Origin of the sequence: Faecalibacterium sp. An121, from assembly GCF_002160915.1 — a bacterium.
GTDB lineage: Bacteria > Bacillota > Clostridia > Oscillospirales > Ruminococcaceae > Faecalibacterium > Faecalibacterium avium.
On record NZ_NFLM01000006.1, the window covers coordinates 1 to 26,484 of the forward strand.

The following is a 26,484-nucleotide window of genomic DNA, read 5'->3' on the forward strand; positions in this document are numbered from 1 at the left end:
GCCTGCAAGTTTTGAAGCTGAACTTGCCGCTTCCGCCGCCTGATTGCAGTACACCTTATCTCTGCATTTTATTCGGCTTTTTTATCCTGCTTTGTGTCCGTTTTTTGGGGAAGGGGTCAGGTCCAGGCTCTCGATGCCGTTCTCCTGCAGAAAAAGCAGTGCTTTGGACATCTGCTTCAGGTTGAACACTTTTGCCCAGCAGACATAGCCTTTCCCCTTCCCCGCTGTCATCTTTTGCTGAATATCAATCAGCAGGTTCATCTTCCGGGCAGGCTGCTTTGTTCGCTTGTCCGGCTTGCGGGGCTGGTGTTCCCGCTGTCCGGCAAACACGAGCGCCAGATCTCCCTGGGTGTATCCTTCTCCCAGAGATTTGAAGCGTATAAATTTCTTTTGATCCTTCCCTCGAATGGCCGGATACTTGCCTTCCTGGTACTCGTATCCCGCCTGTTCAAGGAGGCCCACCAATTCCTGAAAGCTCTGTGGTTTCTGCCGCATGGCCGCATCAATGTCAGCGCGGATCTGGTCCCGGATGGACAGGCGTTCGGGATACTTGTACTTTGTGCGTTCCCTGTAGGGCTTCGGGGTGATGACAGACAACTTGTATTCCAGGCAGATCATGTCACTGAGCTTAGACAGAACCAGCCAGGACAGATGAAAGTCCCGGAATTTCCGTGTACAATCCAGGGAAGTCGAGTTGAAAACGATGTGATTGTGGATGTGCGACCTATCTGTATGGGTGGCCACAATGAAAGCGTGTTTGCCCTTGGTAAATCGTTTGGCCAGTTCCTGGCCAATGGCATTTGCTTCTTCCGGCGTTACCTCCCCCGGCTTGAAGGACTGCCGAATCTGATAAGCGATCACGTCACGCTTCTGCCGCCGCCCGGTGATATGCTCATACTGACGTTTTGCCAATAGAAACTCCTGATCTGCCGTCATGGGGTCGCACTCATAGGCAGTAACAAGTTCTCCATTGTCCGTTTTCTCCGGGTTCTGCACATAATCCGTCCGGGCGCGGAGACACTGGGCAACACTCTTGCCCTTATTGACGTGCAGGGCGATTAGGCGTGTGGCAGCCATTGATTCCACCTCCTCACATAAGCTGGGGCCTGACGTTGTCTGCTGAATAACAGTGTGCTATACTTGAAACAAATCGACAATTTGCAGTTTTTGGTTCAAAAAGTAAAGACCAAACCGACAAAATTCTCCCTGTGACACGTTTCCAGGGTAAGAGAAATATACATATAAGGAGGAGTCTTTATGAGTTTCAATCTTTGCGTAACCAATCTATTCCGGTATGCAACCAGTGAACTCTCCCAGGATGCATTCATTTGCTGGCTGCTCTCCCACCTCACCGAAGATGGATGGGACTCCGACCCGCAGATCCGGGAATGCGCCATGGTTTTCATGAACCGGATTCTCCGGAGTAAAAACCAGCAGGGCTACTGCGATGATTGGCGGATTCAAAAAATAGAGAAGCAGTACGACAACATTGACGTATTGGTTTATTTCAACGATTTCCGGATCATCCTGGAGGATAAAGTCGCTACAAACATCCATGATAATCAGATCGAGCGATACAAAGAGGCTTTGTTGAAATCTGAACCGTGGCTTTCCAAAGACAATATCATTACGGTGTATTATAAGATCTTTGACCAACCCAGACCGGAGAAAGGTGTGGACTGCGAATTCACACGCGAAGATTTGCTGTCCATTTTCCGGCGATATCAAGAAACCATTGAGAATCCCATCTTCCGCAACTATCTGGAGTACCTGGAATGGATTGAATACAGGGCAAACAGTTATCAGTTTTTAAAAATCGAAGACTGGACCCCAGATTCCTACAGGGGCTTTTTCAAACACCTGCAGAAGGACCTGGAAAGCGGACCAAACCCTTTGTGGGGGAAAGACTGCTCCTGGGGATATGTGTCCAACCCCTCGGGCGGGTTTATGGCCTTGTGGTTGAGCAATCTTTTTACGAGCGATGAACTTGATGCCATGGGTCTGACAGAAGACATCTGCGATAATCTGTACCTCCAGATTGAGAACGATATTATCGCAGTCAAATATTCGGTCGATCCTAAAAACAATCCTGCCCCGTCAAAATCGACTCAGGCTAGGCTGACTCTGTATGAATATCTGAGAGACCAACTGGACGGCGAATTTGAAAAGAAAACCTTCCGTTATGGTACATTCATGACTGTTGGATATATCCGATACAACGAGTCAAATTATCATCAGCAGCTGGCCAAAATTCTGAACGCACTGCAAGCCTTGAAGTGTGTCGGAAAAATCATCTGAAAAGCTGTTCTGTCGGCATAGCCCGGCACATACTTGAATCCATCTCCAAATGGCATCTTTCTGCAAACTCAATCTGTGGGAGAACATATCACAAAAAGTGGGGAGTCCGGCGTTTTTGCCGGGCTCCCCATATATTTTTATTTCGTTTTCTCCGGAGGGATAAATTCCAGTAAGTCCCCAATTTCACAATTCAGCACAGTGCAGATTCTTGCAAGCACGTCGATGTCCAATCGCGTGATCTCGTTGTTGCAATAGTTGTTGATCTGCGAACGCTGCATTTCCGCCTTATGGCTCAACTTGTTCTTGCTGATGCCGGCCTTTTGGATCAGTTCATCCAGCTTGATGCGAATGGTTCCGTACTCCTCCACGTTCTCACCTCAGCTTATTGTTTTGGATACTTGTCCTATCATTGACAAGCTAAGTGTATCCAATGTACAATAGCTTTAGAAGATGCAAGAAATCTTGTCAGACTTCTTACACATGGCAAAGGGTTAAACCAAGAGGAAAAAACTTATGGCAGTGCTGACTTCTTGTGCTTTTACTGGCCACCGTCCATCCCATTTCAGTTTCCAGTATGACGAGTCAGCTCCCGGCTGTATTCAACTAAAAGCCGTACTGAAAAAACAGATTCTGCGGCTTCATCATCGCGGGATTACAGATTTCTATTCCGGCTGCGCCCTCGGGTTAGATCTTTGGGCCGGAGAAGCCGTTCTTTCTCTGAAACGGCAAAATCCCGACCTGCAGCTCCATTGCATCATCCCCTTTGAAGGTCAGGAACGACGCTGGAAGGCTGCCGATCAGGATCGCTATTCCAATCTCTTAAAGAGAAGCTGTGAAGTCCTTGTCCTAAGTCCCCGATATTTTTCCGGGTGCTACCACGCCAGGAACCGATATCTGGTGGATCATACCGACGTTTTGCTCGGCGTCTACGATTACAAAAACCAGGAATCCAGTGGAACAGGCTACACAGTTCATTATGCTTTGTCTCACAATAAACCCGTGCTTCTCATCCATCCCGAGACCCTGGTGGTCTATGCCAGGGCTCCGGTTTTCTCATCAGGAGCTTAAAAGACTACGCATCCAATCTCGCAAATTTTCTGCATGGATCACCAGTCCGATCATGACAAACAGCGCCAAAAGGATGCCCAGCTCGATCACGGCAAAGATTGCCAGGTCCATCCAGCGGGCTTGTACCAAGCAGTAAATGCAGCATCCAAGGCCCAGCAGAAGGAAGGGAGAGATCACATAGGCAGCCACTTTGTATGCGATGGTGCCCAGGAAGCACAGCATCCCCAGCAGCAAAATCACCGGCCAGACAAAAATCCTCAAAATAATCCGCATCGAACTTGCCTCCTTTCTGATTTCAGTATACAGGACAGTCCATTATCCTGCAAGGCTCTCGACTCTATGTAGCACGGTATAGCTTTACTCGCTATACCGTGTTTATTATTCAATGCCGGCCAGTTCCGTCAAAAGCTCCTTCTGCTGCTGCCAGATGGCATCCAGCCGCCTCTGTAAATCCTCAATGTCTGCTTTGTAGATGGAGCCGGTTTCATTGGCACGTTTTGCGTATTGATTCAAGTTGTTGCTGCAAATGCGCAGCAGGCGATTCAGTTCTTTAACTTCGTCCAGATCAAGCCGTACACAGTAGCCATCCAGGGCCATCTTTCGCAGGTAGGCGCTTTGGTTGAGGACACCCACGTCCAGCATCTTTTTCCGAATCCGGCTCAATTCCTCGGGAGATACCCTCAGAATAATGACCTCAGACTTTTCCATTACCGCTCCGGCTCCCGCTTCTTGGGAGGGGCTGCCTTGGCCTTACCGACGGTCGGCTCCTGCCGCAGCTGCTGGATCACCGACGACTTTTCCTTTTCCCGCTCCCGGGCCAGGTCCCGGACCTGATCCACAAACAGATTGACAAGTCCGGGATGGCTGTCCACCAGCCACCGGGACCGCCGGTTCGCGCCATCTACTGCCAGTGGCATGGGCACCGTCCGCGCCCACGCTTTATTCTCGCGGGAGAATCGGGCATCCCAGTCCTTGTCCTGTACCGTCGCAGCAAGGACAGTCTGGACCCGCTCGGGTCCAAACTGGTCCAGAACTTCCTGCGCCGCTGCTTTCGCATCCAGGCTGTTCCCCCGATAATTGCCGTCAATCGCTTTCTCAATGGCTTCCTTGCAGGAAATGTTGAGCCGTTCCTCCTGCACGGCCTGCTCCGCTTTGCGGTACTCCGCCAAGCTCTCGAGGCAGCTCCAGACTTCCTCCATGTGGTGCGTTTCGGTTGCTTCATACGTGTGAAAGAGGTCATCCAGCGGTGTGGGAGTGGCCAGCAGGGCTGCGATTTGGCCTCTGGTCAGATCGTCCTGCTCCAGAGCAAGAAGAAAATCCTCTCGCACAGTGTACTCATAGCTGCGTTCCAGGATTTTCTCAGGCGGCTGTGTCAGCAGCCAGTCCTTGAACTGCTCCTGTTCTGCAAACATTTTCTCATAAAGGGCCGTGTTCAGTTCTGCATCGGTCATCGGGCATCCGCCTCCTTTTCATGGGTTTTGGGCCGGGGTGTCCGGTCAGGCACCGCGGCTTTCAGCTCAGCCAGCACGGACGGCTTGCGGCCTTCCTCTTTTGCCTCCGCCTTTTCTTCCCCGGGCGCTTCCTGGCTGGGGCTCTCCTCCATGTTCAGAAGGGCGTCCAGCTCTGCCAGTCGGGCAGATTTCGCGGCCAGTTCATCCTCTTGCGGGAAGGGTTTGCCCAGCTCGGCCTGAGCGGCATCCCGCTGCTGAATTAAGGTTCCAAGGCGGTTCTCAGCCTTCTCAATCCGTTCCGGGAAGTTGTCCAGGGCATTGTCCAGACGGGTGATGTTGCCCCGGGCGTCGGTGCCCAGGAACACATGGTTGGTGGACTGGCCCTTGAAGGCAATCTCGAACTGGTTGTGAAGGGTGCTAAAGGAAAGCTCCATCGGGAAGCCGCGGTAACTGCCGATTTCCACCGCCCCGGCCGAGGGCAGCTCCTGGCAGGCCGCCAGCAGCCGTTCACCGGCGGTGAGCTTTTCCTCATAGTACATTCCTTTGATGGTCATGCCGCAGAAGCCGTCCTTCACCTGGGGATGTGCTTCTGCGGTTTCTGCGTCCTGCTTCATGCAGGCAATAACCTCTTTTTGGTGCTGGATGGAGGCAGGGAAGGTCTTGAGCAGCTTATCTTCCAGCCGGTACTGCTGACTCTGGTGGTCTGCTTTGAGAACCTTGAGCCGGGACACCTCGATATCCAGGTCCATCTTCTCCTTGATGAGCGGATTTCCAGCGCACAATGCCTTGATCTCGGCATAGCTGAGAGCCTGTTCGTCTACATCATCACAGGATCGGACCGGGCTTTTGCTTGTCATAATCTGGGAGATAAATCGCTGCTTATTCTCAAGAGTTTGCCACAGGTATGCGTCAAATGTACCCTCAGTGACGTAGTTGTAGACCTGCACTTCTTTGTTCCGGTTGCCCTGGCGGATGATGCGGCCATTGCGCTGGGTCATATCCGAGGGCTTCCAGCCCACATCCAGGTGGTGGACTGCTACCAGCCGGTCTTGTACGTTGGTGCCTGCTCCCATCTTCTGAGTGCTGCCCAGCAGGACCCGCACTTTGCCCGCACGAACTTTGGAGAACAGTTCCTTCTTCTTGGCTTCGGTGTCGGCGGTGTGGATGAAGGCCACCTCGCTCTCGGGCACCCCCGCTGCCAGCAGCTTCTTTTTGATATCATCATAAACGTTGAACTGCCCATCCCCCTTGGGAGTGGATAGATCACAGAACAAGAGCTGGGTCAGCTTCTGTTCCTTTCCTTCTTCCCAGATCTTCAGGACATTGCGAACACAGGCGTTCAGCTTGCTGTCCGGGTTATCCGGCAGCAGCGGGTTCATAAGGCGCTGGTCCAGGCCGATTTTGCGGCCATCGTTGGTGATGCAGAGCATATTGTCCTCTGCAGCATCCACCGCGCCGCTGTGAACGGCGGCGGCCCGCTTGGAAAGCTCGGCCACCATGTCCTTCTGGATATCCGAGGGCTTCACTACCACTGTCTCAAACTTAGCTTCCGGCACCGGCAGGTGGAGCTGATCCGAGGTTTTGATATCTGCCACCTCTTTGAACATATTCATCAGCTCGGGCAGGTTGAAGAACTTGGCGAAGCGGGTTCGTGCCCGGTAGCCGGTGCCTTCCGGGGCCAGTTCTATACTGGTTGTGGTCTCGCCAAAGGTGGAGGCCCAGCAGTCGAAGTGGGTCAGGCCCTTCTGCTGCAGGGTGCCGTACTGCAGGTAGCGCATCACCGTGTACAGCTCGGTCATGGAGTTCGACACTGGGGTGCCGGTGGCGAAAATCACGCCCCGGCCTCCGGTGATCTCGTCCATATAGCGGCACTTTCCAAACATATCGCTGGACTTCTGGGCCTCTGAGGTGGACAGTCCAGCCACATTCCTTATCTTAGTGTACAAAAAAAGGTTCTTAAAACTGTGACTTTCGTCTACAAACAGCCGATCCACACCCAACTGCTCGAAGGTCACCACGTCATCTTTCCGCTCGGTGGCTTTCAGCTTTTCCAGCTTCTGTTCCAGGTTTTTCCGGGTCTTTTCCATCTGCTTGATGGTAAACCGTTCGCCTACCCGGTACTTCATCTCAGAGATGGCATTCTGAATCTCGTCGATCTGCTCCTGGATGATCCGCTCCTGCCGTTCAAAAGAAAGGGGGATTTTCTCAAACTGGCTGTGACCAATGATGACCGCATCATAGTCTCCGGTGGCGATACGGGCGCAGAACTTCTTCCGGTTGGCGGTTTCAAAATCCTTCTTGTTGGCTACCAGCAGTTTGGCGCTGGGATAGAGATGCAGAAACTCCTGCGCCCACTGGAGGGTCAGGTGGTTCGGCACGACGAAAAGAGATTTCTGGCACAAGCCCAGCCGCTTGGCCTCCATGGCGGAGGCCGCCATTTCAAAAGTTTTGCCTGCGCCAACTTCGTGGGCCAGCAAGGTGTTGCCGCCGTAGAGCACATGGGCAATGGCGTTCTTCTGGTGTTCACGCAGGCTGATTTCCGGGTTCATCCCCACGAAATGGATGTGGCTGCCGTCGTACTCCCGGGGGCGAGTGGAGTTGAACAGCTCGTTGTACTGCTTGACCAGGGTTTCGCGGCGCTGCGGGTCCTTCCAAATCCAACCCGCAAAAGCGTCCTTGAGGGCCTGCTGCTTCTGCTGGGCCAGGGTGGTTTCCTTTTTGTTCAGCACCCGTTGCTGCTTGCCGTTCACGTCCTCAATGGTGTCATACACCCGCACATCCTTCAGATTCAGGGTGTCCTCCAGGATTTTATAACCGTTGGCCCGGCTGGTGCCGTAGGTCTCGTAGGCGGCCACATCGTTGATACCGGTCTTGCCCTTGCCCTCGATCTGCCACTCGGCTGTGAGGGGAGAAAAGTTCACCTGGATGGCCCGGCGCAGATAGAACGGTACCTGGAAAGTCTCCAGCATGAACTGCTGGATCACCTTGGGGTCCAGCCAGGTGGCACCCAGACGCACATCAATTTCAGAGGCTTCCAGGTCCCGGGGCTGAGCCTTGGTCAGAGCTTCCACGTTAGGAGCAAATTCCGGGTTGGTTAGGACTGCCAGTTCGGCAATCCGCAGCTTGTTGTGGACGTTGCCGGACAAGTATTCATCCGCAGCCTGCCAGCCTGCTTCCGGGTCGGTTACATCCGTGGTCGGGTCCTTGAAGATCACGCCCCGCAGGTCGGTGATGATGCTGTCATAGTCTCCCGGCTTGCCCAGCAGCTCGGACATATAGGGGAGATCCACCCGGCCTCGTTCTCCGATGGAGATGGCCAGCGCCTCGCTGGGGGTAGCTGCATGACTGATGTTCCGTTCGGGCCGGATGGTCCGTTTTGTGAACATATCCGCCTTGCTTTTCAGTTTGCCATTCTCGTCCAGGTTTTCAAGCGAACAGAGCAGGTAATAGGAAGAATCGTCCTCGAACAGGCGGCCATTCTTGCGGTCGTTCAGCAGTCCGTATTCTTTGGCAAAAGCATCGTAAGCTGCATTGAGTTCAGACTGTTTTTTCCGGATGGCGTCACCCGGGCCGTCCTCCATCTGCAGGTCAATCAGCTCGTGGACGATTTGACGCAGTTCTACCATGCCCTTGACCCGGCCCTTGGCCGTGTCATTCAGATCCAAGTGGGTCATGACCGAGTTTTCGCGGTAGTAAACCTCTCCATCTACCACCGTGTAGGAGAAGTTCTTCACGTTGGGGTCAGCGGGCAAAAAGTCGCGGCTTGTCTCGGTCTCTCCCACGTCCGGGGCGGTATGCTCGGCCTCCCGGTATTCGCCTTCCAGATGGGAGATGGCCTCCTTCAGTTGTTCGCTCAGATTTGCGCCTTCCAGGGGCAGCACGGTACTTTCTTCCCGGCCATACTGGGTGCTCTCGGTGGTCAGTTCACCCAGGACCATCTCGGGATGGTCCACAAAATACTGGTTGATGGAGATGCCGCTCTCGGTCTGGCCCAGCTGCACCCAGTCGGGTTCCCGGTCGATGGGCCGATCACGTTTTTGCAGGAAGATGATGTCGGACACCACATCGGTGCCGGCATTGGCACGGAACGCATTGTTGGGCAGCCGGATGGCCCCCAGCAGGTCGGCCCTCTCGGCCAGATACTTGCGGGCGGTGGAATCCTTGGAATCCATCGTGTACCGGCTGGTGACAAAGGCCACCACGCCGCCCGGCCTCACCTGGTCAAGAGCTTTGGCAAAGAAATAGTTGTGGATGGAGAAACCGAGGTTGTTGTAGGCTTTGTCGTTGACCTTGTAGTTGCCAAATGGCACATTGCCGATGGCAAGATCATAAAAGTCCTGCTGCTTGGTGGTCTCAAAGCCCGCCACCGTGATGTTGGCTTCCGGGTAGAGCTTTTGAGCGATACGCCCCGAGATGCTGTCCAGTTCCACGCCGTACAGGCGGCTGCCCTGCATGGATTCAGGCAGCATTCCGAAAAAGTTGCCCACGCCGCAGGAGGGTTCCAGAATGTTGCCGGTCTGGAAGCCCATCTTCTCCACTGCGTCATAGATGGCGTGAATGACGGTGGGGCTAGTGTAGTGTGCGTTCAGGGTGCTGGCCCGGGCGGCGGCGTATTCCTCGGGAGAGAGCAGTTCCTTCAGCTGGGTATACTCCTTGGCCCAGCTGTCCTTGTCCGGGTCAAAGGCATCTGCCAGGCCGCCCCACCCGACGTACTGGGACAGGGTTTCCTGTTCTTCCGGGGTGGCGTTCCGGTTTTCAGACTCCAGCGTTTGCAGGGTGCGGATGGCCTCCACATTGCGGGCAAACTTCTGTTTGGGACCGCCCTCCCCCAGGTGGCTGTCGGAGATGTGGAAGTTCCGGGCGGGAGGCGCAGGCGATTCTTGTTCGGGAGGCTCAGGTGGCTCGATGTGGAGTTTTTCGACCACTACATCGTAGGGAAGATTTGTTTCTTCTGCCGGATAGGATGCCACCGGTTCTGTTGTAAAGGTGGGCTGGGCGGTAAGCTGCGCCCTGCGGGCCGCGATCTGTCTCCAAAGTGCATCCTGCTGCTCATCGCTCAGATTCAGGTCTTCTGCCCAGCGGTAGTCCAGAGCCACCACTTCAAGAGCATCCGCATCTGCTGCGTGCTCGATGGATTTGCTCCAGTAGTCAAACTCCACCGCTCTGGCCAGCACATCCTCCAGCTTTTCCAGCTCCGGGCGGGACATCTTATTCCAGATATCGTCCTTCTGGCTCTGGATGGTAAAACCTTCGCCGTCATCGTGCTGGGATACGGTGTAGACCAGCGTGTCCGGCACCCCGTTGATCTTGCAGGACAGGTGATACTCCTTTTCCCGAGAGATCGCGGAATAGCTGCTGCTCTCCAGCCGGATATCGGTCACATCCTCCGCCGTCAGGGGCTTCTCAGGTTTGGCCGGGGCCGCTTCCTGCTCCAGGTACTGACGAATCACCCAAATCGGCTCCGAGCGGAAGATGGGAAAACCGGTGGCCTGGGCAAAGGTCACATCCCGCAGGCTGATCCGCTCCGAATCCAGGTCCACCTGGTCCACCACAAACCGGCGGTCATCCAGATCAAAGGCGGTTTCGCCCGGGACCAGACTCCGTCTGGCATACTCTGCATCGGACAGGGCTTCCGGTTCCGCCTCCTTTGGTGCATCAACGACAGGTTCTACGGCTGCCTGCTCGGCATCCGCCACCACCTGCTGGATAAAGGGATCGTTGTCCAACTTTTCAGGTTCCACCACCTGGCCATTCACGATACCGCGGTCAGCCAGCGATTCCCGGATCGAAACAGGGTCCACATCATCCAGGTTATCCCGTTCGACTTGGGTGTAAAAACGGTCCTCTTTGATGAGCTGGGCAATCCGCCGCTGGACCTTGGGCCAGGGCAGCTCTGTCCTGACCGGACTTCCGGGACGGACTGTAAACGGGGTTTTGCCATCACTGCCGTCATACTCATGGGCCAGCCATGCGGCGGTATCTTTCTCCCGTGCATGGTTTTTCATATAGCGGACAACAGCGTGCTTGCTCTCGATTTTGCCATTCCAGCTCTGGATTGCCTTGTCGATGTCTGCATCCGAGAGGGGGTGCAGCAGCTCATAGAGCTTGGGATAGGTCTCATCAACGACTTCTCGGGTCAGGCGCTGCCGGAACTCAGGGATATGGGAATAGAGATGAAGCAGTTCCCGGTTGCCAGATGACAAAACAGCCCGCTGGATGGCCGCCCGGCCTTCAATCACCGCGCGTTCTCGGTCGCCGTCGCTGCAAACATTCCCGTATCTGGCATCCCGGGCGACCGCCTCCAGCACAATGGGCTTGTATCGCTCGTGTAATTTCCGGATGGTGGCATTTTGAATTGCTTCCTCATCCGGGAACGCCCGGAATCCATCTGCGCCAAACTCAGCCTCGTGGGCATCAATGGCCTGCTCTGCTTCGTGGTCGATGGAGAGGATGGTATATTCCCGGCGCTGGGCGCTGCCCTTCTGCTGGGCGGAAACCGTCACATCGTGCTTGTCGCGCAGCCGTTCTACAGTCTGTTCCAGCTGGTTCACCGGAAAACCGCACATCTCCACCCGGCCTCCGCCCGGAATGGAGCGGCTGAAAAGGTTCAGGTTCAGCTCGGCAGCGGCGGTGCGGGCATCTTCACCATACAGCTCGTAGAAGTCCCCCATCTGGTAAAGGACGAGGTTATCCGGGTGGCGCTCCTTGACGCCGTTGTACTCCCAAATGGGTTCTTCCTTGCTCGGCTCGTCCAGATACTTGCCGGCGGCAATCAGAACCCCGATCCTCTTTGCCGCATCAGACCAGGAAAACCGCTGCTCCTGCCCCTCGGGATAAGAGCGCAGCTGGATGCCGCGGGCATTGTATTCCAGGAAACCGTGGCTGCCATCCAGGAAAGTCCAGGTCTGCCCTCCGATGCCGTACTCGTTTTTCAAAAACTCGGCCCGTTCTTTGGGGGTGTGGTTTTCTTCAAAATAAGCCGCAATCCGCTCTTTGCCCTGGGCAAATCCGCTGCCGCTGGCCAGGGCCAGCGCAATATCCTCACCGGAAAAAGAAAAAGCGGAGACTTTTTCGGTCTCCGCTCGTCGGTCGATCTGTTCGATTTGCTCCGCTTCACTGGGGAAGAAACTCAGTTGTTGATGAGCTCCTCCATCAGGATTTCCTCGGCCTGTGCCTTGCAGGTGTTCATCAGGCCCACCCACTGCATCGGGTTCCGGGTTTTCAGCTCCTCCGTCGCTCCCGCGTCCTTCGCCAGCTGAGGCATCATCTGTTCCAGCCTCTGGTGTGCTGTCTTGTCCACTTCCTGCAGGTGCGGAAACAGGCTCCCGGACAGCAGCATCTGATTGTAAATCAGACGCCGGTGGGTTTTGAGATACGTCTGCCGCATCCGTCCGTACTTGCCCAGGGGCTTGGCCGGGGCCGGATCGAGGGCCAGGTCCGGGATCAGATAATCCCCGTTCTGAGAATAAGTTAAGCTGCTCATACTCTTGGCTCCTTTCTATATTTCTGCGCCGGGTAGTTGTCTTGATGGTTCTCTCGATCTGCCGCAGCACCTGACTGCAGCTTTCCGTGACTGCCGTTCCCAGGACGTTCGCCGCTTCTGGTGTGCTGAAGGAATAGACCGCCTGAAAATCATCCCGGTCAAACCATCCTTCCGGGTCGATGCCGCATCGGGACAAAAGCAGCCAAGTGATGCTGATGGCACCCGCTGATTTAAATTCCAGCTCCAGGTTAAGATCATCATACCCTTCCAACAGGGAACCGTCAACGATGTCACGGATATCCTGGGCATTGTTGTCCCAGTAGTCCTCCACCAGTTTGCCGGAGAGATCTGCAAGCTGCTGGGCGAAGTTGGGATCACTGACCCCATAGGTTTTCGCCAGCATTTCGGCCACCGGTTCCCGGAAGGTAAAATCCATCTGCCAGAGGTCCGGGTCCAGGGAGTTTCGGCGGGTGCCGGTGTCTGACACGTCAAAGACATACCGCAGGTGCGAGGTGCCACCACTGTCATCCAGCAGGGCGATACCTTTGGAGCCGCGCCGGACAAACCGGTTCATTCGGTTGTTCCACACATCGTATTCAGCGCAGGCAGTGGCGTCCGGGCGCTGGGCATAGATCAAGAGCTGATCGGAATAGGGGTACTTGTACAGCCTTCCGGCCAGCGATAAAAAATCCGCCCACCGTTCCCAGTTTCCTGTCAGACGGCGGGCGGTATCGGACGCAAGCTGTGAATACAGCTCGGCTTTTGTGGGCATAACGGGACCTCCTTTCTCTTATTCCCGGCCCCTCTCTTTTTTCCGTTGGGGTTTCGGGGCGGGTGCAGTCTTGCCGCCAGTTTCTTTCAGGTCCTTCAGCACAGATTTTCTCAGCATCGGTTTAAGAGGATGCTTCCAACGGCTGAATGCTATATCTTTGGGATCACAAAAGCCCCCATAGGCATCCCGCTCATAGACCCGAACCCGGTCAAAACCCAGGTCCTTCCGCATCTTCCGAAGAATATCCATAGCCTCGGGACTTTGGTTTACCGATGCCATCCGCGTGTAATCTTCCACCAAAAAGTTTTTTCCCTGACGGACCTGGAGCAGGTCGGCAGCGCCGGGCGGGTCCTCACGCTGAACACCAAAGGTCAGCCGGGCCGCCGACAGGTCCTCACTGTTATAGGGTTCAGAGCGCAGCTCCTGAAACCGGGCCACAGCCTGCTCGTAGGTGTCATAGAACTCGATGGGTGTATGTGGCTTGCTTCCTGCTGCCCCCGTCCAGGTGGCGAGGTCAGGGATGATATAGCACTGCCACTTACTTTCGGTCGCTTTTTCGTCCGCCATAAGCCCTCCTCAAATAAAATCCGGGTACAGGTCCAGCTCAGCAAACTCTGCATCGGTCATGTCGGCCAGCTTGTCGAGAGTGCTGTCGGTCAGGTCTCGCAGCTCCGTTTCGGAAAAAGTGAGATAGGTTCGCATCTCGGTCAACACTTCGATCAGCCGCTCACGGCTGCCGGCGTTGTAAAGCGCCATAAGGTTGACTTCTTCATAGGTGAAATTCATTATCGTGTATCCCTTTCTCTGTGGTTTTTCCCCTTTGCAGGAGAATCCGGTCTTTCAGGTCGTTTCAGCTGCCCTTTCAGCGACGGACGGGAACAGGCGGTGTCCTTCATCTTTTCCAGAAATTCCGGCAGTTCCTTGAAACCGATCCTGTCCACAAAAAATGCACAGGCATGTCCATCTAGTTTCAGCGCGACTACATCACTGACTGAAAGGCTGTGTCCTTTAAAGTCAGGCGGACGATAAAGATTGAACTGCATATAAAGTTCTTCCAGCGCTTCGGCTGTGTCCATGCCGTGAAGATATGCCGGCGTGTTGGCAAAATAGGCATCCTCATAGTGCGTCAAATCCGGCTTCTTTCCCATCTGCGCCAACCGGTCCAGTGATTCAAACTGCTCGTTCCGTGTCTCCGGCCCAGACTTAAGCTGCAAAATCAGGTAGACGTTGCTTTCGGCAGCAAAAAAGCGTTCTAAAACGTCCTGCATCAGCGGTTGCCCCCATTCTCAAATTCCAGACTGAACTGAGGCCGGCCATCGGTCCCGGTGGTCATCAGGACGGAGGCGTTGTAGGTCTTGCCGGTGCGCTGGCTCTTGCAGTCCTTGAGCCGGGCACGGCCATCCCGCAGCAGCTTGTCCACCAGCTTGGCTGAAACGTGCTTGCCCAGCCGCTTGAAAAAGGCGTTGTCCTTCCAAATCACAAACCGGCACTCCCGGTTCGCGCAGAACCAACCCTTTTCACGTTCAACTACTTCTGCACCACAGTGGGGACAGGCGCCAACGATCTTGCCATTGTTCTTCATAAGCACATTTGCTCCTTTCACTGCCTCACTGGTTTCGACCAGGGAGACCACCATCTGTTCGATTTCGTCCATAAAGTTCTCGGGGGCCAATTCACTCCGCTCGATCTGCAGGAGCTGCTGCTCCCAGTCAGCGGTCATGGCAGGTGACTGGATTTCTTCGGGCATGACAGCGATCAGTGCCCGTCCTTTCTCAGTGGGGATCAGGTTCTTTGTCTTTCCGCTGCCCTCACGGGTGAGAAAACCTTTCTTGACCAGCTTCTCGATGATGCCCGCCCGGGTGGCAGGGGTCCCGATGCCCCGGCGCTCGGCTTCCTCCGGCATACGCTCTTTCCCGGCTGTTTCCATGGCCGAGAGCAGAGTGTCTTCCGTGTAGGGTTTGGGCGGGGATGTTTGGCCCTCTTTCAGCTGGGCGTCCAGGATGGGCAGAGTCTCTTGACCCTGCACTTCGGGCAGAAGTTCCAGTTTTTCCTTGTCTTTTTCAGAGGTATCCCCAAGGACGGCTCGCTCGACCGCCTTCCAGCCCTCGGCCAGAACGGTCTTGCCCTTGGCCGTGAAGACGGTTCCAGCACACTCCATCTGCACCGTGGTCTCCGCATAGCGGTACGGCTCTCCCATGGCGGCCAGCATCCGGGCCGCAATCAGCCGAAGGACGTTTGCCTCTCCTGCGGGCAAAGAAGAAAGGTCAGCTTTCGCCATGCTCCTGGTGGGCAGGATTGCGTGGTGGTCGCTGACCTTTTTGCTGTTGATGACTTGTTTTGCGTGGATGGGGATTTCGCCGGTCACACCGAAGTGGAAAGCGGTCTGACGAACCAGGTCCGGCAGGCCCGGCTCCATATCCTCGGTCAAATACCGGCTGTCGGTGCGGGGATAGGTCACCAGCTTCTTTTCATAAAGGGCTTGGGTGTAATCGAGGGTCTGCTGCGCCGAATAGCCCAGCAGCCGGTTGGCATCCCGCTGGAGAGATGTCAGGTCATAGAGGGCGGGCGGACGTTCTGTTTTCTCCTTTCGTTCGTTTTTTTGCAGGACTGCCTCGCTGGCTTTCCGGCACTCTGCCAGCAGCGCCTCGGCCTGGGTCTTGTCCTTGAATCGTTCGCTGGATGCCATATAACCTCCTGTCCGAAGCTGAATCAGATAGAACGGTTCAGGCCGAAACGCATCAATGGCAGCTTCCCGGCTCACCGTCATGGCAAGGGTAGGGGTCATCACCCGGCCTACGTTCAGGGGCTGACCATACAGGCACGAAAAAAGCCGGGTGGCGTTGATACCGACCAACCAGTCGGCACGCTCCCGGCAAAGGGCTGCTTCGTATAAAGCATCGTATTCGGTTGAGGGCTTCAGGTGGGCGAATCCTTCCCGGATGGCGGCATCCTCCATGCTGCTGATCCAGAGCCGGGTAAAGGGCTTCTTGCATTTGCACTGGTGATAGACAAGCCGGAAAATCAGCTCCCCCTCGCGCCCAGCATCGGTGGCACAGACAAGCTGTTCCACATCGGGCCGGGCCATCAAGCTGCGCAGGACTTCAAACTGCTTTTGGGTTCCAGGCGACACCAGGTACTGCCATGCTTTGGGCAAGATAGGCAGGTCTGCCTTGGACCATTTGACCAGTTTGGGGTCATAGCTGCCGGGCGGAGCCAGCTCCACCAGATGGCCAACACACCAGCTGACGAGAAATTCCTCTCCTTCCAGATACCCGTCGCAGCGTTTGGTAATGCCCAGGGCCTTGCCAATGGCCTGAGCGACAGAGGGCTTTTCGCTCACAATCAACTTAGGCAAAATAATTCTCCTTTCAAAATTTGTTGTTGACAATTTCAACACTTCTGCATATACTATGTATAGTGATCGTGCTGCGGAAACTTGTGAGGCCCGTAGCCAGAGGGGAGGTTCCGTAAGGGACCTCCTTTTCTTTATTTGCTGACATGAGGATATAATATGCCAAAACCTTTTATGACGTATGAGCAACAGCTCACAAAATTAAAAGAGGAGAAACACATCCTTATTCCTGACGAAGTCAAAGCAAAGGCTAAGCTACAGGAAATTGGTTACTATTCTCTTGTTACCGGCTATAAGCATATCTTCCGTATTCCAGGTCAGAAAATTTATAAGAGTGGAACTTCTCTTGATGAAATTGTATCTTTATATGAGTTCGACGAAAACATCCGGGCTCTGTTTTTAAGATATCTCTTACATATAGAACAACATCTGCGTTCTCTTTTGTCCTACTACTTTACAGAAAAATATGGAGAAAACCAAAGCGCATACTTAAATCCAACAAACTACAATAGTATCGCCAAACATCAGGCTGGCATCTCTCGTTTGATTTCCGAGCTGACAAGGCTATCCCAGTCTACACAGTACCCTTATATTGAATATCAAAGAAACACCTATAATAATGTACCATTGTGGGTACTGGTGAACGCAATGACATTTGGTTCATTATCAAAAATGTATATCTTTTTGACATCAGACCTTCAAACCAAAGTCAGTAAAAATTTCCTCCATGTTAATGAAAAACAACTCCGGCAATATTTAACAGTACTAACGAAATTCAGAAACGTGTGTGCCCATAATGAGCGGCTTTTTTCCTACCGTACCAAGGACACCATTCCTGATACCATTCTTCATCAAAAGCTTTGCATTTCTAAAACAGGGAATGCCTATATATTAGGAAAACGCGATCTGTTTGCTATGGTCATCGCCTTCCGATACTTACTTTCTCCGAATGAGTTTCACACATTTAAAAAATCTCTAACCCAATGCATTGACAAATTATTGAAGGCAACAAATCACATAGCGGAAGATGAACTTTTGAACGCAATGGGCTTTCCTCTAAACTGGAAAAAAATATCGACGTATAAGATATAGTGATATGTAATTTGAGGGGACGGCTTTGCCATCCCCTCGTTTTTGATTGTTTGGATTATTCAGTTTCCTCGTAACCGTCGCTGGTCTGGTATGCCTTGCGTTCAGCTTCCTCGTCCTGCGCTGCATCCGGTTCGGGTTCACCGTCGGGGAGAATGATTTCTTCTTCATCTTCCCGGTAATCGGCGTCGGGATCAGGCTTGTTTTCCTCGGCCTCCCGCTTCTTCTGCTGCAGCTTCATCCAGAAGTAGCCTCCACCGCCGGCGATGCCTGCCAGCACCAACAGAACCAGCACGAATTTACCGGCTCCGCCTTCCTCTTTTTCCGGTTCAGGTTCCGGCATGGGCTCGGGTTCCGGTTCGGGTTCCGGCTGCGGTTCCGGTTCCGGCTGCGGAATATCTTCTTCTTCCATGAGGGCCAGCAGATCGGCCTCATCCACCAGATTCATGAAGTGGACCGTCTCGTCTCCATCCGCGGCACGATCAATCACCAGGTAGAAATAAGCCCCGGACTTGCTCACAAGCGTAATGAACTGCTGCCCGGAGCCATCCGAATAAGTGGTGTGGTAATCATCCACCAGGGTCAGGTTGCCCTCCGGCGTCAGGGGACCAGTGACTTCTTCCTGTACCGTTACCGGGGTTTCTTCCGCAGGCTCCGCGGTAGGAACCGTGACGGGAGCAGGTGCCGGGGCGGGGGTGGGGTCCGCCGTTTCCGTCCCATAGGCAAAGGCCGGGGCGGCCAGACTGCCCATCAGCAGCACCAGCGATGCCAGGGCGCAGCAGAACTTATTCCATGCTTTCATCCATGTCCTCCTTGTTGTCAAAAGTTACCCCAGCGGCAGCCAGGGCCGCAGGATTCGGTGCTGCACTGGCCGCCTGCTTCAGGAGCATCGCCAACTGCTCCGGCGTGACGTTGGCGGTGCGCACCATCTCGGCCACCTCCACTTTTTCGGCCTCCGCAATCCGGCGTTCCAGCAGCTCAATGCGGTTATTCAGCTGGATGCGGCGCTCCTTGGCTTTTGCCAGGTCAGCCCGCATCTTTTCAAGTTTTTCGCTCATATTTCCTCCTTGTCACTTCGGGATTCTCCCGAATCCCAGCAGATGTTTGTCCCAATAACTGGAATGGATATTGGAATACTTGATGGGGTCGCCGGCAGAGATCATCATGCCATTGCCCACATAAATGCCCACGTGGCTTGCGCCAGCCACATCATAGGTGCCCTCGAAAAACACCAGGTCGCCGGGTTTGGCCTCCTGTTCCGAGATTTTGGCAGCCTTTTGCCACAGGCCATTGGCCGTGGTACGGCCCACGTCCCAGCCTGACTGGTTCAGGACCCAGCAGACATAACCGGAACAGTCAAAGCCTGTTTCCGGGGTGGAACCGCCCCAGACATAGGGGGTGCCCAGGTATTTCTCAGCTTCCTTCAGCATGGAACCAAACTCCGGGTCGGTGAGAGCCTCGGCGGGCACCTGGTAGTCGATGCCCGCTTCTCCCGAGCCGTCCGAACCGATCACCAGAGACAATCCGCCGAACAGTTCCGGCCGGTTGCCCTGGGTTTCCTGCAGAATCTGATACCGCTCCAGATCATCTCCGAACAGCATCTTAGAGGCCACAAAATCAATGCCGTAGTTGATGAGGGTGATGTTCAAAATCTTCCACTCATACTCCACTTCCACCTCATAGGTGTAGGTCTCACCGGTGGCCGGATCAATGTCCGTTCGGGTTTCGGTTCGGGTTCGTATCTCGATGGTTTCGGTCAAGATCAGCTTGTACTGCATATTAAAGATAGCAGTCATGGTGCCCTGCACTTCGCCCCGGGTGTAGGCTTCATGAATCGCCGTCAGCATGGCCGCCAGCCCGTAAGGGTCATGGTCGATGGGGTCCAAATCGAAGTTGTACTCGTCATAGCCAGGATGGCTGGCCGGGATTGCCTCGATCTCAGCCATCAGTTTTTCCTCCAACAGGCAGTAATCCTCCTCCGCTCCCAGAATGTCCTCGTCCTCAGCGGTGTAAGAGGTGGTCCAGACCGTGCCGGTCCCAGCAGGAAAGAATACCGAACAGGAAGTGATAAAGGTAATGAGTACCAAAATCAGCACGGCCAGAACGCCGCCCATCAGAATCATGTGGGCATGGGTGGAAACAAACTGCGCCGTCTTGACGGCAGCAGCTTTGGCCTTTTCCGCAGCCTTTTTGGCAGCAGTGCTCCCGGCTTTTTCACCGGCTGCGCCCCCGGCCTTGCCCCCAGCCTTCCGGGCATAATACCCAGCCTTGATCTTCTGGCGCTGCTTCCATCGGGAAATGGGGTTGGATGCCGGCTGCGGCTGTGCAGCTTGCTGCCCCCGATACGCCTGCGCCGGCTGGCTCTTTGGTTTGTCGGGGTCTTTGACCGGCTTTTTCCCTTTTCGGGAGGCTTTCAGCTTCTGGCTGTACTTGGAATCTTTCAGCTTCTTTGCGCCCTTTTTTGCCGCGCCTTCCACCAGACGTTCCCCTTCATGGGCAGCCTGTACGCCGGTATTCTCATCCTGGTTCTGCTGGTCCACCTGTTTGTGGGTTTCCCCGGCCAGAACCACGTCCAAAGCCGGTTTGCGGCGGCGGTGTTTGGAGCTTTCTTCGATGATTTCAGCCTTGCCGAACCGGAGCTGTGCTGCCCGCTCTTTGGCTTTGTCTGCATCCATCTTGAGGCCCCGTTTGGGCGGGGCGCGGGTGGAATGTTTTGCTTTGGCCTTGCCGCTCTGATCGGCTCCAGGGGTTTTGCCTCCTGCGGGGCGGGCACCTGTCCCAGGCTGCTTTTCCTCCACAAAGGTCAGTCGGGTTTTTTTGCGCTTCATCCGGCCTCACCTGTGCCGTCCGAGAACTTGGTGGTCATGATCTTATACAGCTCCAGGTCCTGGGGGAACCGGTCCACGAAGGGCAAGATCACATTGCCATAGAACAGCAGTCCCTCGCCTTCACCGGAATGGGTCACATAACTGAGCTGATAGGGAGAAATATTCAGCTGCTTGGCCAAAATCTGGCGGTCGCCGGATGCCTGGTTGAGCATGAGGATGAAGTCCGAGTTTTCAAAGATGTTCTCGACTTCCCGGGAGGCCAGCAGGTCCTTCACGTTCTGGGTGATGCCGGTGGGTGCGCCACCCCATTTTCTGAACCGCTTCCAGATTTCCACCGAGTAAGCGGCGGTCTGTTCCTCCCGGAGCAAAAGGTGGAATTCGTCGACATAGAACCGGGTGGTTTTTCCGGCGTAGCGGTTGGTGGTGACACGGCCCCAGACGGCATCCTGTACCACCAGCATCCCGATCTTCTTGAGCTGTTTGCCCAGCTCCCGAATGTCGTAGCAGACAAAGCGGTTGTCGATGTCCACGTTGGTGCGGTGGTTGAACAGGTTCAAACTGCCCTTGACGTAGATTTCAAGAGCCGTCGCCACATGGTGGGCCTCCTTTTCCTCCTGCTCCAAGAGGGCTTTGTAGAGGTCCTCCAGCAGCGGCATTTTCTCGGGCTGCGGGTCCTGAAAGTACGCCTGGTAAATTTGATGCACACAGCGGTCGATGACGGTTTTCTCGACAGGAAGCAACCCTTCCTTGCCGCCCACCACCAGTTCGCACAGCGACAAAATAAAATCCGATTTCAGTGCAATCGGGTTATCTTCTTCGCTGTAATTGCTGTTGATGTCCATGGGGTTGATAAATTGGGTGCTGGTAGGCGAGATTTTGATGACCTGACCATGCAGACGTTCCACCAGGGCCGCGTACTCTCCCTCAGGATCACAGACGATGATATCATCGTCTGTGGAGAGGAAAGCGTTGGTGATTTCACGCTTGGCTGCGAAGGATTTTCCGCTGCCGGGCGTGCCCAAAATCAGGCCGTTGGGGTTTTTGAGCTGCTTGCGGTCCACCATGATGAGGTTGTTGGAGAGAGCATTCAGGCCGTAGTAGAGTGCGCCGGGCCCCGACTGGAACAGCTCCTGTGTCGTAAACGGGATAAAGATAGCGGTGGAACTGGTGGTCAGCGCCCGCTCAGTTTCCACCAGGTTGTGGGCCAGGGGCAGACACGACATGAGTCCCTGTTCCTGCTGCCAGTCCAGGCGCACCAGCTGGCAGTTGTGCTTCTGGGCGATGCTGGAAGCCTGGAAGATATTGGTTTCCAGTTCCTGGGGCGTGCGCCCGGTGTTGAACACCAGAAACGTCAGTAGGAACATCCGCTCGTTCTGGCTTTGCAGTTCTTTCAGCAGGTTCTTGGCATCCCGTCCGTAGGTAGCCAAATCCGACGGCAGAATGTCAATATCATAGCCAGCGCGGACCGCTTTCTTCTGGTGGAGTAGGGAGGCACCGCCTTACCATCTTGCGGTGGCAGGTTTGCGCCACCCTCTCCGGGAACCGTACGTACCCCTCTCGGAGTATACGGCTCTGTCATTGTTTGTTCAGCATAAACTCACTGGTTGTGAATCAGGTGATGGCACCGTTCACACACCACAAGCGTCTTCCGGCGTTTGGCCAACATTGCGATTTCCCACGGTTCCTTCCCTTTGAGGTTTTTCAGCTTATTGATATGGTGGATTTCGTAATGTTCGCTTTCCGTCGTGCCGCACAGTTCGCAGACCCTTGCTTTCAAGCGTTTCTCAAGTGTTGTCACCGATTGACCATAAATAATGGCTGCATTGCTGATCTGGTCCGTTGGATTTTTTGCATTTTTACAGTCCATATAGTTGGCGAAATAACGGCGTTTGGATTTCTTTTTTGTTTCGTATGGGATACCCCATTCGCCGCTGCCATCTTTGTACATGGCAATGACCTTTGATATTTTGCTTTTGTGCTTTGCTGCCAGTGTTTTCAAGCAACTGTATTCCATGAGGTAAGACAGATACTTCAATTTACAGAAGTTGCTGGCTATTCCATAGTAGTTGCAAATGCCCCGCAGCTCGTCATTGTAAACTGTGACAATCTCAAGATCTGTGGCTCGCAGTAAAGAATTCCTGTGAACGGGAAACAGTTTCCCGTCCTTTTTCTGTATCGCTATCTTTTTCGAGAAAATAAATTCGTGGATTTTATCGTCGAATGGGACGAGAAGTTCCACATGGTTATTGAGCGTCCGCATTTTGGCGCCTTTCTTGTTGCGCTTCACCTTCTCACATCTTCTGACACGGACATCAAAACCCAGAAACCTGGCACATTGGCTGCTGTGGGTAATGAGCGTTTTTTCTTCACTGAGTTCCATTTTCAGTGTTTGTCCAATGAACTCGGCGAGTTTGCTCTTGATCCACTGGCAATCCTCTTTGCTGCCCTTTACACCGATGATAAAATCATCTGCATAGCGGATATATTTGAGTTTTTTATCCGTCTGCGCCGTACAGGGAGTTTTCAGGAGTTGTTTGCGGAGCGCTTTGCACTCAGTTATCATACGCTCCTTTTCCTCCCCTTGTTTCCGGTCAATGCGGTAGCAAAGATTTTTGATTTTGTTGTGCAGCGCACGGTATTCCGGGGTGATTTGCCCCTTTTCTGGAGTGTCAAATTCGTCCTTCAGTTTCATGACGAATTGGTCCAATTCGTGCAGATAGATATTTGCCAGCAGCGGCGAGAGAATCCCTCCCTGTGGAGTACCGCTGTAGGTTTTGTGGTAAACCCAATCCTCCAAATATCCTGCCTTCAGAAATTTGTAGACCAATTTCACCACACGCGCATCCTTGATTTTGTTGCCGATAAATCCTACCAGTACCTCGTGGTTGATATTGTCAAAGCACCCCTTGATATCTCCTTCAACAAACCAGCGCACACCGCCAAATTGATACTTCAATTTCTTCAAAGCAGTGTGGCAGCTTCTTTTCGGCCTGAATCCATGGGAACAATCCAAAAAGAGAGGCCCATAAATCGCTTCCAATATCATGCGAAGCGCTTCCTGAACCAGTTTATCCGTAAACGTCGGAACACCCAGCGGGCGTTTCTTTTTGGGATTGTTTTTCTTTGCAATATACACTCTTCTTACCGGCGTAGGCTGATAGGTCTCGTTTGCCAAAGACTGAATGATTCTTTCAATTTTGGCTTCGCTGAAACCATCTGCCGTATCCTGGTTGACACCCTTTGTAGCTGCACCCTTATTCTTATACAGACGCTGATAAGCCTGATAGTAAATATCCGGGCGCAGCAGATAGCGATACAGTCTTGTAAATACTTCTTCCTTATGGGCCAATGAGTTTTTGCTGATTCTTTCTAAAATTTCAGTTGTTGGTTGCATTGAGGTTTTCCTCCCTAATCAACATTCATTTTAGTACACAATAACTGCGCTCCTTCGCCGTGTGGACAGCGTTACCGCCTCAGACTACTACGAGCGCTCCGTACCCTTGCAGGATTTTCAGGCTCTGCAGCCATAGCCCTTTCAGGCGTTCCTGTGTAGGGTATCCCCAGTTAACATTGTGTGTAGGGAAATGCGGATTGTCGGTATGCGCTTTCGTTTCCTTGCCGTAGGTTCTCCTACAGATTTCATGAACATTGCGATAACCAATGGATGGAGGAACATCATCCATTGCGTTCATGACAGAGGTTTCAGACATTTTCCCCCGCCTGAAAATAACAGAAATTAGAAACTTGCGTATCAGTAAACCCAACTTCATCCTCGTATCCGCTTAACATGGCGGTTCAGTCGCACCAAACTGTCTTTAGGTGACTTACCGCTTTCCTGCCGTGCTCTGTTCCCGTTTCAGCTTTCGCCTTTCGGTTAGGCAGGTTGTTTCCCGCGTTATCTTACGGGGTAGTCCCTTACGCTACACTACACAATGCCCTATCTGGGCGCACTTCCTCAATCTTGTTACGGTCCAGCTCGGTGATGGTCCGCTTAACCGTTTTGATGGCCTTGTTCTGATCCACCGAGTGGATGTGCATGGTGACAATCTGGCTGGATTCCATCCCGAGAAAGTCTTTCAGCAGCTGGTCACTGAGGTCGGAAGCAGTGATAGCGAGAAAACTCATGGCACCGTGCATCCCGCCGATCTGGCAGGTACGGGTGTTGAACGCGAAGGCGCTGGGAGCGATGAAGTCTTTCGCAGACAGACCCGACTTGGGCAGGTCCTTCCAGTCGAATCTGAATTTGGATTCACCGCCCATGTGGAACAGATCGTGCATCAGCCGCAGCCGCTCCCAGCCGTTCAGGACACGGGCCACCGCACCCAGACGCCGGAAATTGTTGAGGATATCGTTCTGCAGATGGTCCAGGCGGGGCTTTGCCTGCCGCATGGATGCCGCCTCAATGCCAAAGGTGATGAACTTGGTCTTGGTCAGGCCGTTGTTGCCCTGGGCCAGCTGCTTTTTCAGCATCTGGCTGTACTCAGCCCGGATGTCATCGAAGCCGTCCTGTCGGGGCGGGATGCGGATGCTGTGCTCGAAGCTCTCCGCATCGGCTGCCATATTCACAAAGGAGAACTCAAAGTGTACCGAGCTGTCAAAGAAGTTCAGGAAGGAGCACCATTCCTCGAAAATGGCGGTCTTGTCCTCCTGAAGCGACAGCTGGTAATTGATGTCCTGGAACTGGATGGTGCGGGTGTAGTAGCCGTCCCGCACCCGGCAGGTGCCGTCGGCAAACATCCGTTCAAAGGGGATGGTCTGCTGGGCGGTACGGGGAATCCCGTCATCCTTCCTGGCCGTTTTCACAATGCGGTCGATCTTCTTCTTCTCCGCCTTGGTAAGCAGAGGCTTATCCGCGGGCTTTTCTTTCTGCCGCTTTTTGAACAATGCGGTTCACCTCCTCCTGCGCGTCTGCCTGCCGCATCAGGGCAGCATAGTAGTTGTTGATCCGGTAAGGCCGGACTTTGGGCCGGACGAACCGGGCCTGATAAAACTGCCGGGCCACCACTTCGGGGGGCTGGCCGTTCCGTTCGTACAGCCCCAGGAAAAAGAACGGGAGCATAACCACAATCATGGCCAGGGCTGCCAGGCTGAGATTGCCGGCGGCCCGGACAAAAAAGTAGACCGGCACACCAATCAGTGCGCCGGTCCCGAAGCAGATAAGCTGCCGCTTGGTCAGGCCGAACAGAACTTTGGATTTAACCCGCGTCAGGTCCCGCGGGACAGAAATATAGGCTGCCATGAATACCTCCTTTTATGATAAGGTGTTGGATCAGTGGGCGTTCAGGATACTGCGGGCAATGGTGCTGGTCTTAAGCAGCGTGAAGCAGAGCAGGACGGTGTAGCCGATGACACCCCAGATGGAGCCGATGGGATCGGATGCAAAGGACACTCCCTGGATGAGCACCGCATAGATGCCCACGCAAATCATAATCAGGAACCCCTGCAGACCAAGGGCCAGCAGGCTGCGCAGATAGTTCTGCCCGATCTGTCCCTGCTCTTTGCTCCCGAAGGTAGAAAACGGGATGGGAGCCAGGCTGACGGCAAGGTAAATTTCCACCATGCGGCCATACACAATGACAAATATGGCGATGGAAAGAATCTGCATCGTGAACCCGATGATGAAAGACTGCAGGTAAAGTCCCAGCAGTTCGCCCAGCTCCAGTGACATGAGGGAAGTTTGCAGGCTGGCCAGCGTGGTATCATCCACCGCTGTGCTGCCGGCGATGATGCCGCCAGATTCTGCCACCACCGTCTGCGCCAGGTCAAAGACTGCCATCGTGATCCCGAAGGTGTTGGAGATCAGGGTGACGGCCACAAAGGTCTTGAATACCCAGCGGAAAAAGGTCCAGGTCTCAAAGCTGGCCAGATTGTTGTGGTCGATCACCATCTGGATCAGCTCATAGCAGGCCACAATGGTCAGGAAGATGCCCGCAATCGGCAGGATCACCGATTCGGACACCTCCTGGACCATTTCAAAGACCCGCGGTGAGAACTCGGCAGGGGTCAAACTGACCTGTTCGCTGATTTCTCCGACCTGTTTGTTGACACTGTCAAACATCCCGGACAGGTTACCCATAACCCCGCCGACCAGTATCTCCTTAAGCCACTCTGTGATTTTCTGGAGTACCTTGTCCACGGGTCAG

Annotated in this window: 20 protein-coding genes and 3 pseudogenes; 3 read left to right on the forward strand and 20 right to left on the reverse strand. The window is 54.0% G+C overall.

Annotated features, from left to right (window positions below; all coding sequences use genetic code 11):
* Positions 1-123: 123 nt before the first annotated feature.
* Positions 124-1,077, reverse strand: a pseudogene (locus tag B5E66_RS04490) (relaxase/mobilization nuclease domain-containing protein); the annotation flags it as partial.
* A gap of 180 nt (positions 1,078-1,257) precedes the next feature.
* Here B5E66_RS04490 and B5E66_RS04495 point away from each other — a divergent pair.
* Complete coding sequence (locus B5E66_RS04495; protein ID WP_087229238.1) at positions 1,258-2,298, forward strand: PD-(D/E)XK nuclease family protein; 1,041 nt, start codon at positions 1,258-1,260, stop codon at positions 2,296-2,298.
* A gap of 137 nt (positions 2,299-2,435) precedes the next feature.
* On the opposite strand, the gene B5E66_RS04500 is transcribed toward B5E66_RS04495, so the two are convergent.
* Entirely contained in the window at positions 2,436-2,666 is a 231-nt protein-coding gene (locus B5E66_RS04500) for a helix-turn-helix domain-containing protein (protein WP_087229241.1), read from the reverse strand.
* A 145-nt stretch (positions 2,667-2,811) separates the two neighbouring features.
* Between B5E66_RS04500 and B5E66_RS04505 the strand changes: the two genes are divergently transcribed.
* Positions 2,812-3,366: an SLOG family protein gene (locus B5E66_RS04505; RefSeq protein ID WP_087229244.1), complete on the forward strand. Its 555-nt coding sequence runs from the start codon at positions 2,812-2,814 to the stop codon at positions 3,364-3,366.
* Here the strand turns inward: B5E66_RS04505 and B5E66_RS04510 are convergent.
* From B5E66_RS04510 to B5E66_RS04545, 9 genes are all read right to left on the reverse strand, one after another.
* The gene (locus tag B5E66_RS04510) at positions 3,355-3,639 is read right to left on the reverse strand and encodes a hypothetical protein (protein WP_087229246.1); all 285 of its coding nucleotides are present in this window, start codon (positions 3,637-3,639) and stop codon (positions 3,355-3,357) included. The two genes, B5E66_RS04505 and B5E66_RS04510, sit on opposite strands and share 12 nt — an antisense overlap.
* Positions 3,640-3,744: 105 nt before the next feature.
* Positions 3,745-4,074: a plasmid mobilization protein gene (locus tag B5E66_RS04515; protein WP_087229249.1), complete on the reverse strand. Its 330-nt coding sequence runs from the start codon at positions 4,072-4,074 to the stop codon at positions 3,745-3,747.
* Complete coding sequence (locus tag B5E66_RS04520) at positions 4,074-4,817, reverse strand: DUF3849 domain-containing protein (protein WP_087229252.1); 744 nt, start codon at positions 4,815-4,817, stop codon at positions 4,074-4,076. The genes B5E66_RS04515 and B5E66_RS04520 overlap by 1 nt, the downstream gene beginning before the upstream one ends.
* Positions 4,814-12,019, reverse strand: coding sequence for a DEAD/DEAH box helicase family protein (locus tag B5E66_RS04525; protein ID WP_242958086.1), 7,206 nt, complete (start codon positions 12,017-12,019; stop codon positions 4,814-4,816). Before B5E66_RS04525 ends, B5E66_RS04520 begins: the two co-directional genes overlap by 4 nt.
* Positions 11,947-12,300, reverse strand: a complete 354-nt coding sequence (locus B5E66_RS13335) for a TnpV protein (protein WP_242958087.1) — start codon at positions 12,298-12,300, stop codon at positions 11,947-11,949. Before B5E66_RS13335 ends, B5E66_RS04525 begins: the two co-directional genes overlap by 73 nt.
* A 790-nt stretch (positions 12,301-13,090) precedes the next feature.
* Positions 13,091-13,639 (reverse strand): hypothetical protein, encoded by a 549-nt coding sequence (locus tag B5E66_RS04530; RefSeq protein WP_087229257.1) that lies wholly within the window; start codon positions 13,637-13,639, stop codon positions 13,091-13,093.
* Between the two features lie 9 nt (positions 13,640-13,648).
* Positions 13,649-13,858, reverse strand: a complete 210-nt coding sequence (locus B5E66_RS04535) for a transposon-transfer assisting family protein (RefSeq protein WP_446718501.1) — start codon at positions 13,856-13,858, stop codon at positions 13,649-13,651.
* Complete coding sequence (locus tag B5E66_RS04540; RefSeq protein ID WP_087229264.1) at positions 13,858-14,340, reverse strand: YodL domain-containing protein; 483 nt, start codon at positions 14,338-14,340, stop codon at positions 13,858-13,860. The genes B5E66_RS04535 and B5E66_RS04540 overlap by 1 nt, the downstream gene beginning before the upstream one ends.
* On the reverse strand, positions 14,340-16,430 hold the full coding sequence (locus tag B5E66_RS04545; RefSeq protein WP_087229599.1) for a DNA topoisomerase 3: 2,091 nt from the start codon (positions 16,428-16,430) through the stop codon (positions 14,340-14,342). The genes B5E66_RS04540 and B5E66_RS04545 overlap by 1 nt, the downstream gene beginning before the upstream one ends.
* Positions 16,431-16,583: 153 nt before the next feature.
* Here B5E66_RS04545 and B5E66_RS04550 point away from each other — a divergent pair, with 153 nt between their 5' ends.
* The gene (locus B5E66_RS04550) at positions 16,584-17,516 is read left to right on the forward strand and encodes an Abi family protein (protein WP_087229267.1); all 933 of its coding nucleotides are present in this window, start codon (positions 16,584-16,586) and stop codon (positions 17,514-17,516) included.
* A 55-nt stretch (positions 17,517-17,571) separates the two neighbouring features.
* Here B5E66_RS04550 and B5E66_RS04555 read toward each other — a convergent pair whose 3' ends face one another.
* From B5E66_RS04555 to B5E66_RS04595, 9 genes and pseudogenes are all read right to left on the reverse strand, one after another.
* The gene (locus B5E66_RS04555) at positions 17,572-18,315 is read right to left on the reverse strand and encodes a DUF4366 domain-containing protein (protein WP_087229270.1); all 744 of its coding nucleotides are present in this window, start codon (positions 18,313-18,315) and stop codon (positions 17,572-17,574) included.
* Entirely contained in the window at positions 18,299-18,571 is a 273-nt protein-coding gene (locus B5E66_RS04560) for a DUF4315 family protein (RefSeq protein WP_087229273.1), read from the reverse strand. Before B5E66_RS04560 ends, B5E66_RS04555 begins: the two co-directional genes overlap by 17 nt.
* A 12-nt stretch (positions 18,572-18,583) precedes the next feature.
* Positions 18,584-20,341 (reverse strand): C40 family peptidase, encoded by a 1,758-nt coding sequence (locus B5E66_RS04565; protein ID WP_087229276.1) that lies wholly within the window; start codon positions 20,339-20,341, stop codon positions 18,584-18,586.
* Positions 20,338-21,819, reverse strand: a pseudogene (locus B5E66_RS04570) (VirB4-like conjugal transfer ATPase, CD1110 family); the annotation flags it as partial. The pseudogene B5E66_RS04570 and the gene B5E66_RS04565, both read right to left, overlap by 4 nt.
* A 119-nt stretch (positions 21,820-21,938) precedes the next feature.
* Positions 21,939-23,735 (reverse strand): reverse transcriptase domain-containing protein, encoded by a 1,797-nt coding sequence (locus tag B5E66_RS04575; protein ID WP_087229279.1) that lies wholly within the window; start codon positions 23,733-23,735, stop codon positions 21,939-21,941.
* Positions 23,736-23,814: 79 nt separating this feature from the next.
* Positions 23,815-24,051 carry a hypothetical protein gene (locus tag B5E66_RS13095; protein ID WP_158098328.1) on the reverse strand — a complete coding sequence of 79 codons (237 nt, stop codon included), beginning with the start codon at positions 24,049-24,051 and terminating at the stop codon, positions 23,815-23,817.
* Positions 24,052-24,292: 241 nt separating this feature from the next.
* A pseudogene (locus tag B5E66_RS04585) lies at positions 24,293-25,156 on the reverse strand (VirB4-like conjugal transfer ATPase, CD1110 family); the annotation flags it as partial.
* A 31-nt stretch (positions 25,157-25,187) separates the two neighbouring features.
* On the reverse strand, positions 25,188-25,580 hold the full coding sequence (locus tag B5E66_RS04590; protein ID WP_087229282.1) for a PrgI family protein: 393 nt from the start codon (positions 25,578-25,580) through the stop codon (positions 25,188-25,190).
* Between the two features lie 30 nt (positions 25,581-25,610).
* A complete protein-coding gene (locus tag B5E66_RS04595; RefSeq protein ID WP_087229285.1) occupies positions 25,611-26,477 on the reverse strand; it encodes a VirB6/TrbL-like conjugal transfer protein, CD1112 family in 867 nt (288 codons plus the stop codon).
* Positions 26,478-26,484: the final 7 nt, after the last annotated feature.

Bases quoted from the DNA above. Each gene is read 5' to 3' on its own strand.
- B5E66_RS04510 (WP_087229246.1), bottom strand. From the start codon at position 3,639: ATGCGGATTATTTTGAGGATTTTTGTCTGGCCGGTGATTTTGCTGCTG.
- B5E66_RS04520 (WP_087229252.1), bottom strand. From the start codon at position 4,817: ATGACCGATGCAGAACTGAACACGGCCCTTTATGAGAAAATGTTTGCA.
- B5E66_RS13095 (WP_158098328.1), bottom strand. From the start codon at position 24,051: ATGTCTGAAACCTCTGTCATGAACGCAATGGATGATGTTCCTCCATCC.
- B5E66_RS04495 (WP_087229238.1), top strand. From the start codon at position 1,258: ATGAGTTTCAATCTTTGCGTAACCAATCTATTCCGGTATGCAACCAGT.
- B5E66_RS04550 (WP_087229267.1), top strand. From the start codon at position 16,584: ATGCCAAAACCTTTTATGACGTATGAGCAACAGCTCACAAAATTAAAA.
- B5E66_RS13335 (WP_242958087.1), bottom strand. From the start codon at position 12,300: ATGAGCAGCTTAACTTATTCTCAGAACGGGGATTATCTGATCCCGGAC.
- B5E66_RS04590 (WP_087229282.1), bottom strand. From the start codon at position 25,580: ATGGCAGCCTATATTTCTGTCCCGCGGGACCTGACGCGGGTTAAATCC.
- B5E66_RS04540 (WP_087229264.1), bottom strand. From the start codon at position 14,340: ATGCAGGACGTTTTAGAACGCTTTTTTGCTGCCGAAAGCAACGTCTAC.
- B5E66_RS04555 (WP_087229270.1), bottom strand. From the start codon at position 18,315: ATGAAAGCATGGAATAAGTTCTGCTGCGCCCTGGCATCGCTGGTGCTG.
- B5E66_RS04560 (WP_087229273.1), bottom strand. From the start codon at position 18,571: ATGAGCGAAAAACTTGAAAAGATGCGGGCTGACCTGGCAAAAGCCAAG.
- B5E66_RS04575 (WP_087229279.1), bottom strand. From the start codon at position 23,735: ATGCAACCAACAACTGAAATTTTAGAAAGAATCAGCAAAAACTCATTG.
- B5E66_RS04535 (WP_446718501.1), bottom strand. From the start codon at position 13,858: ATGAATTTCACCTATGAAGAAGTCAACCTTATGGCGCTTTACAACGCC.
- B5E66_RS04505 (WP_087229244.1), top strand. From the start codon at position 2,812: ATGGCAGTGCTGACTTCTTGTGCTTTTACTGGCCACCGTCCATCCCAT.
- B5E66_RS04565 (WP_087229276.1), bottom strand. From the start codon at position 20,341: ATGAAGCGCAAAAAAACCCGACTGACCTTTGTGGAGGAAAAGCAGCCT.
- B5E66_RS04515 (WP_087229249.1), bottom strand. From the start codon at position 4,074: ATGGAAAAGTCTGAGGTCATTATTCTGAGGGTATCTCCCGAGGAATTG.
- B5E66_RS04530 (WP_087229257.1), bottom strand. From the start codon at position 13,639: ATGGCGGACGAAAAAGCGACCGAAAGTAAGTGGCAGTGCTATATCATC.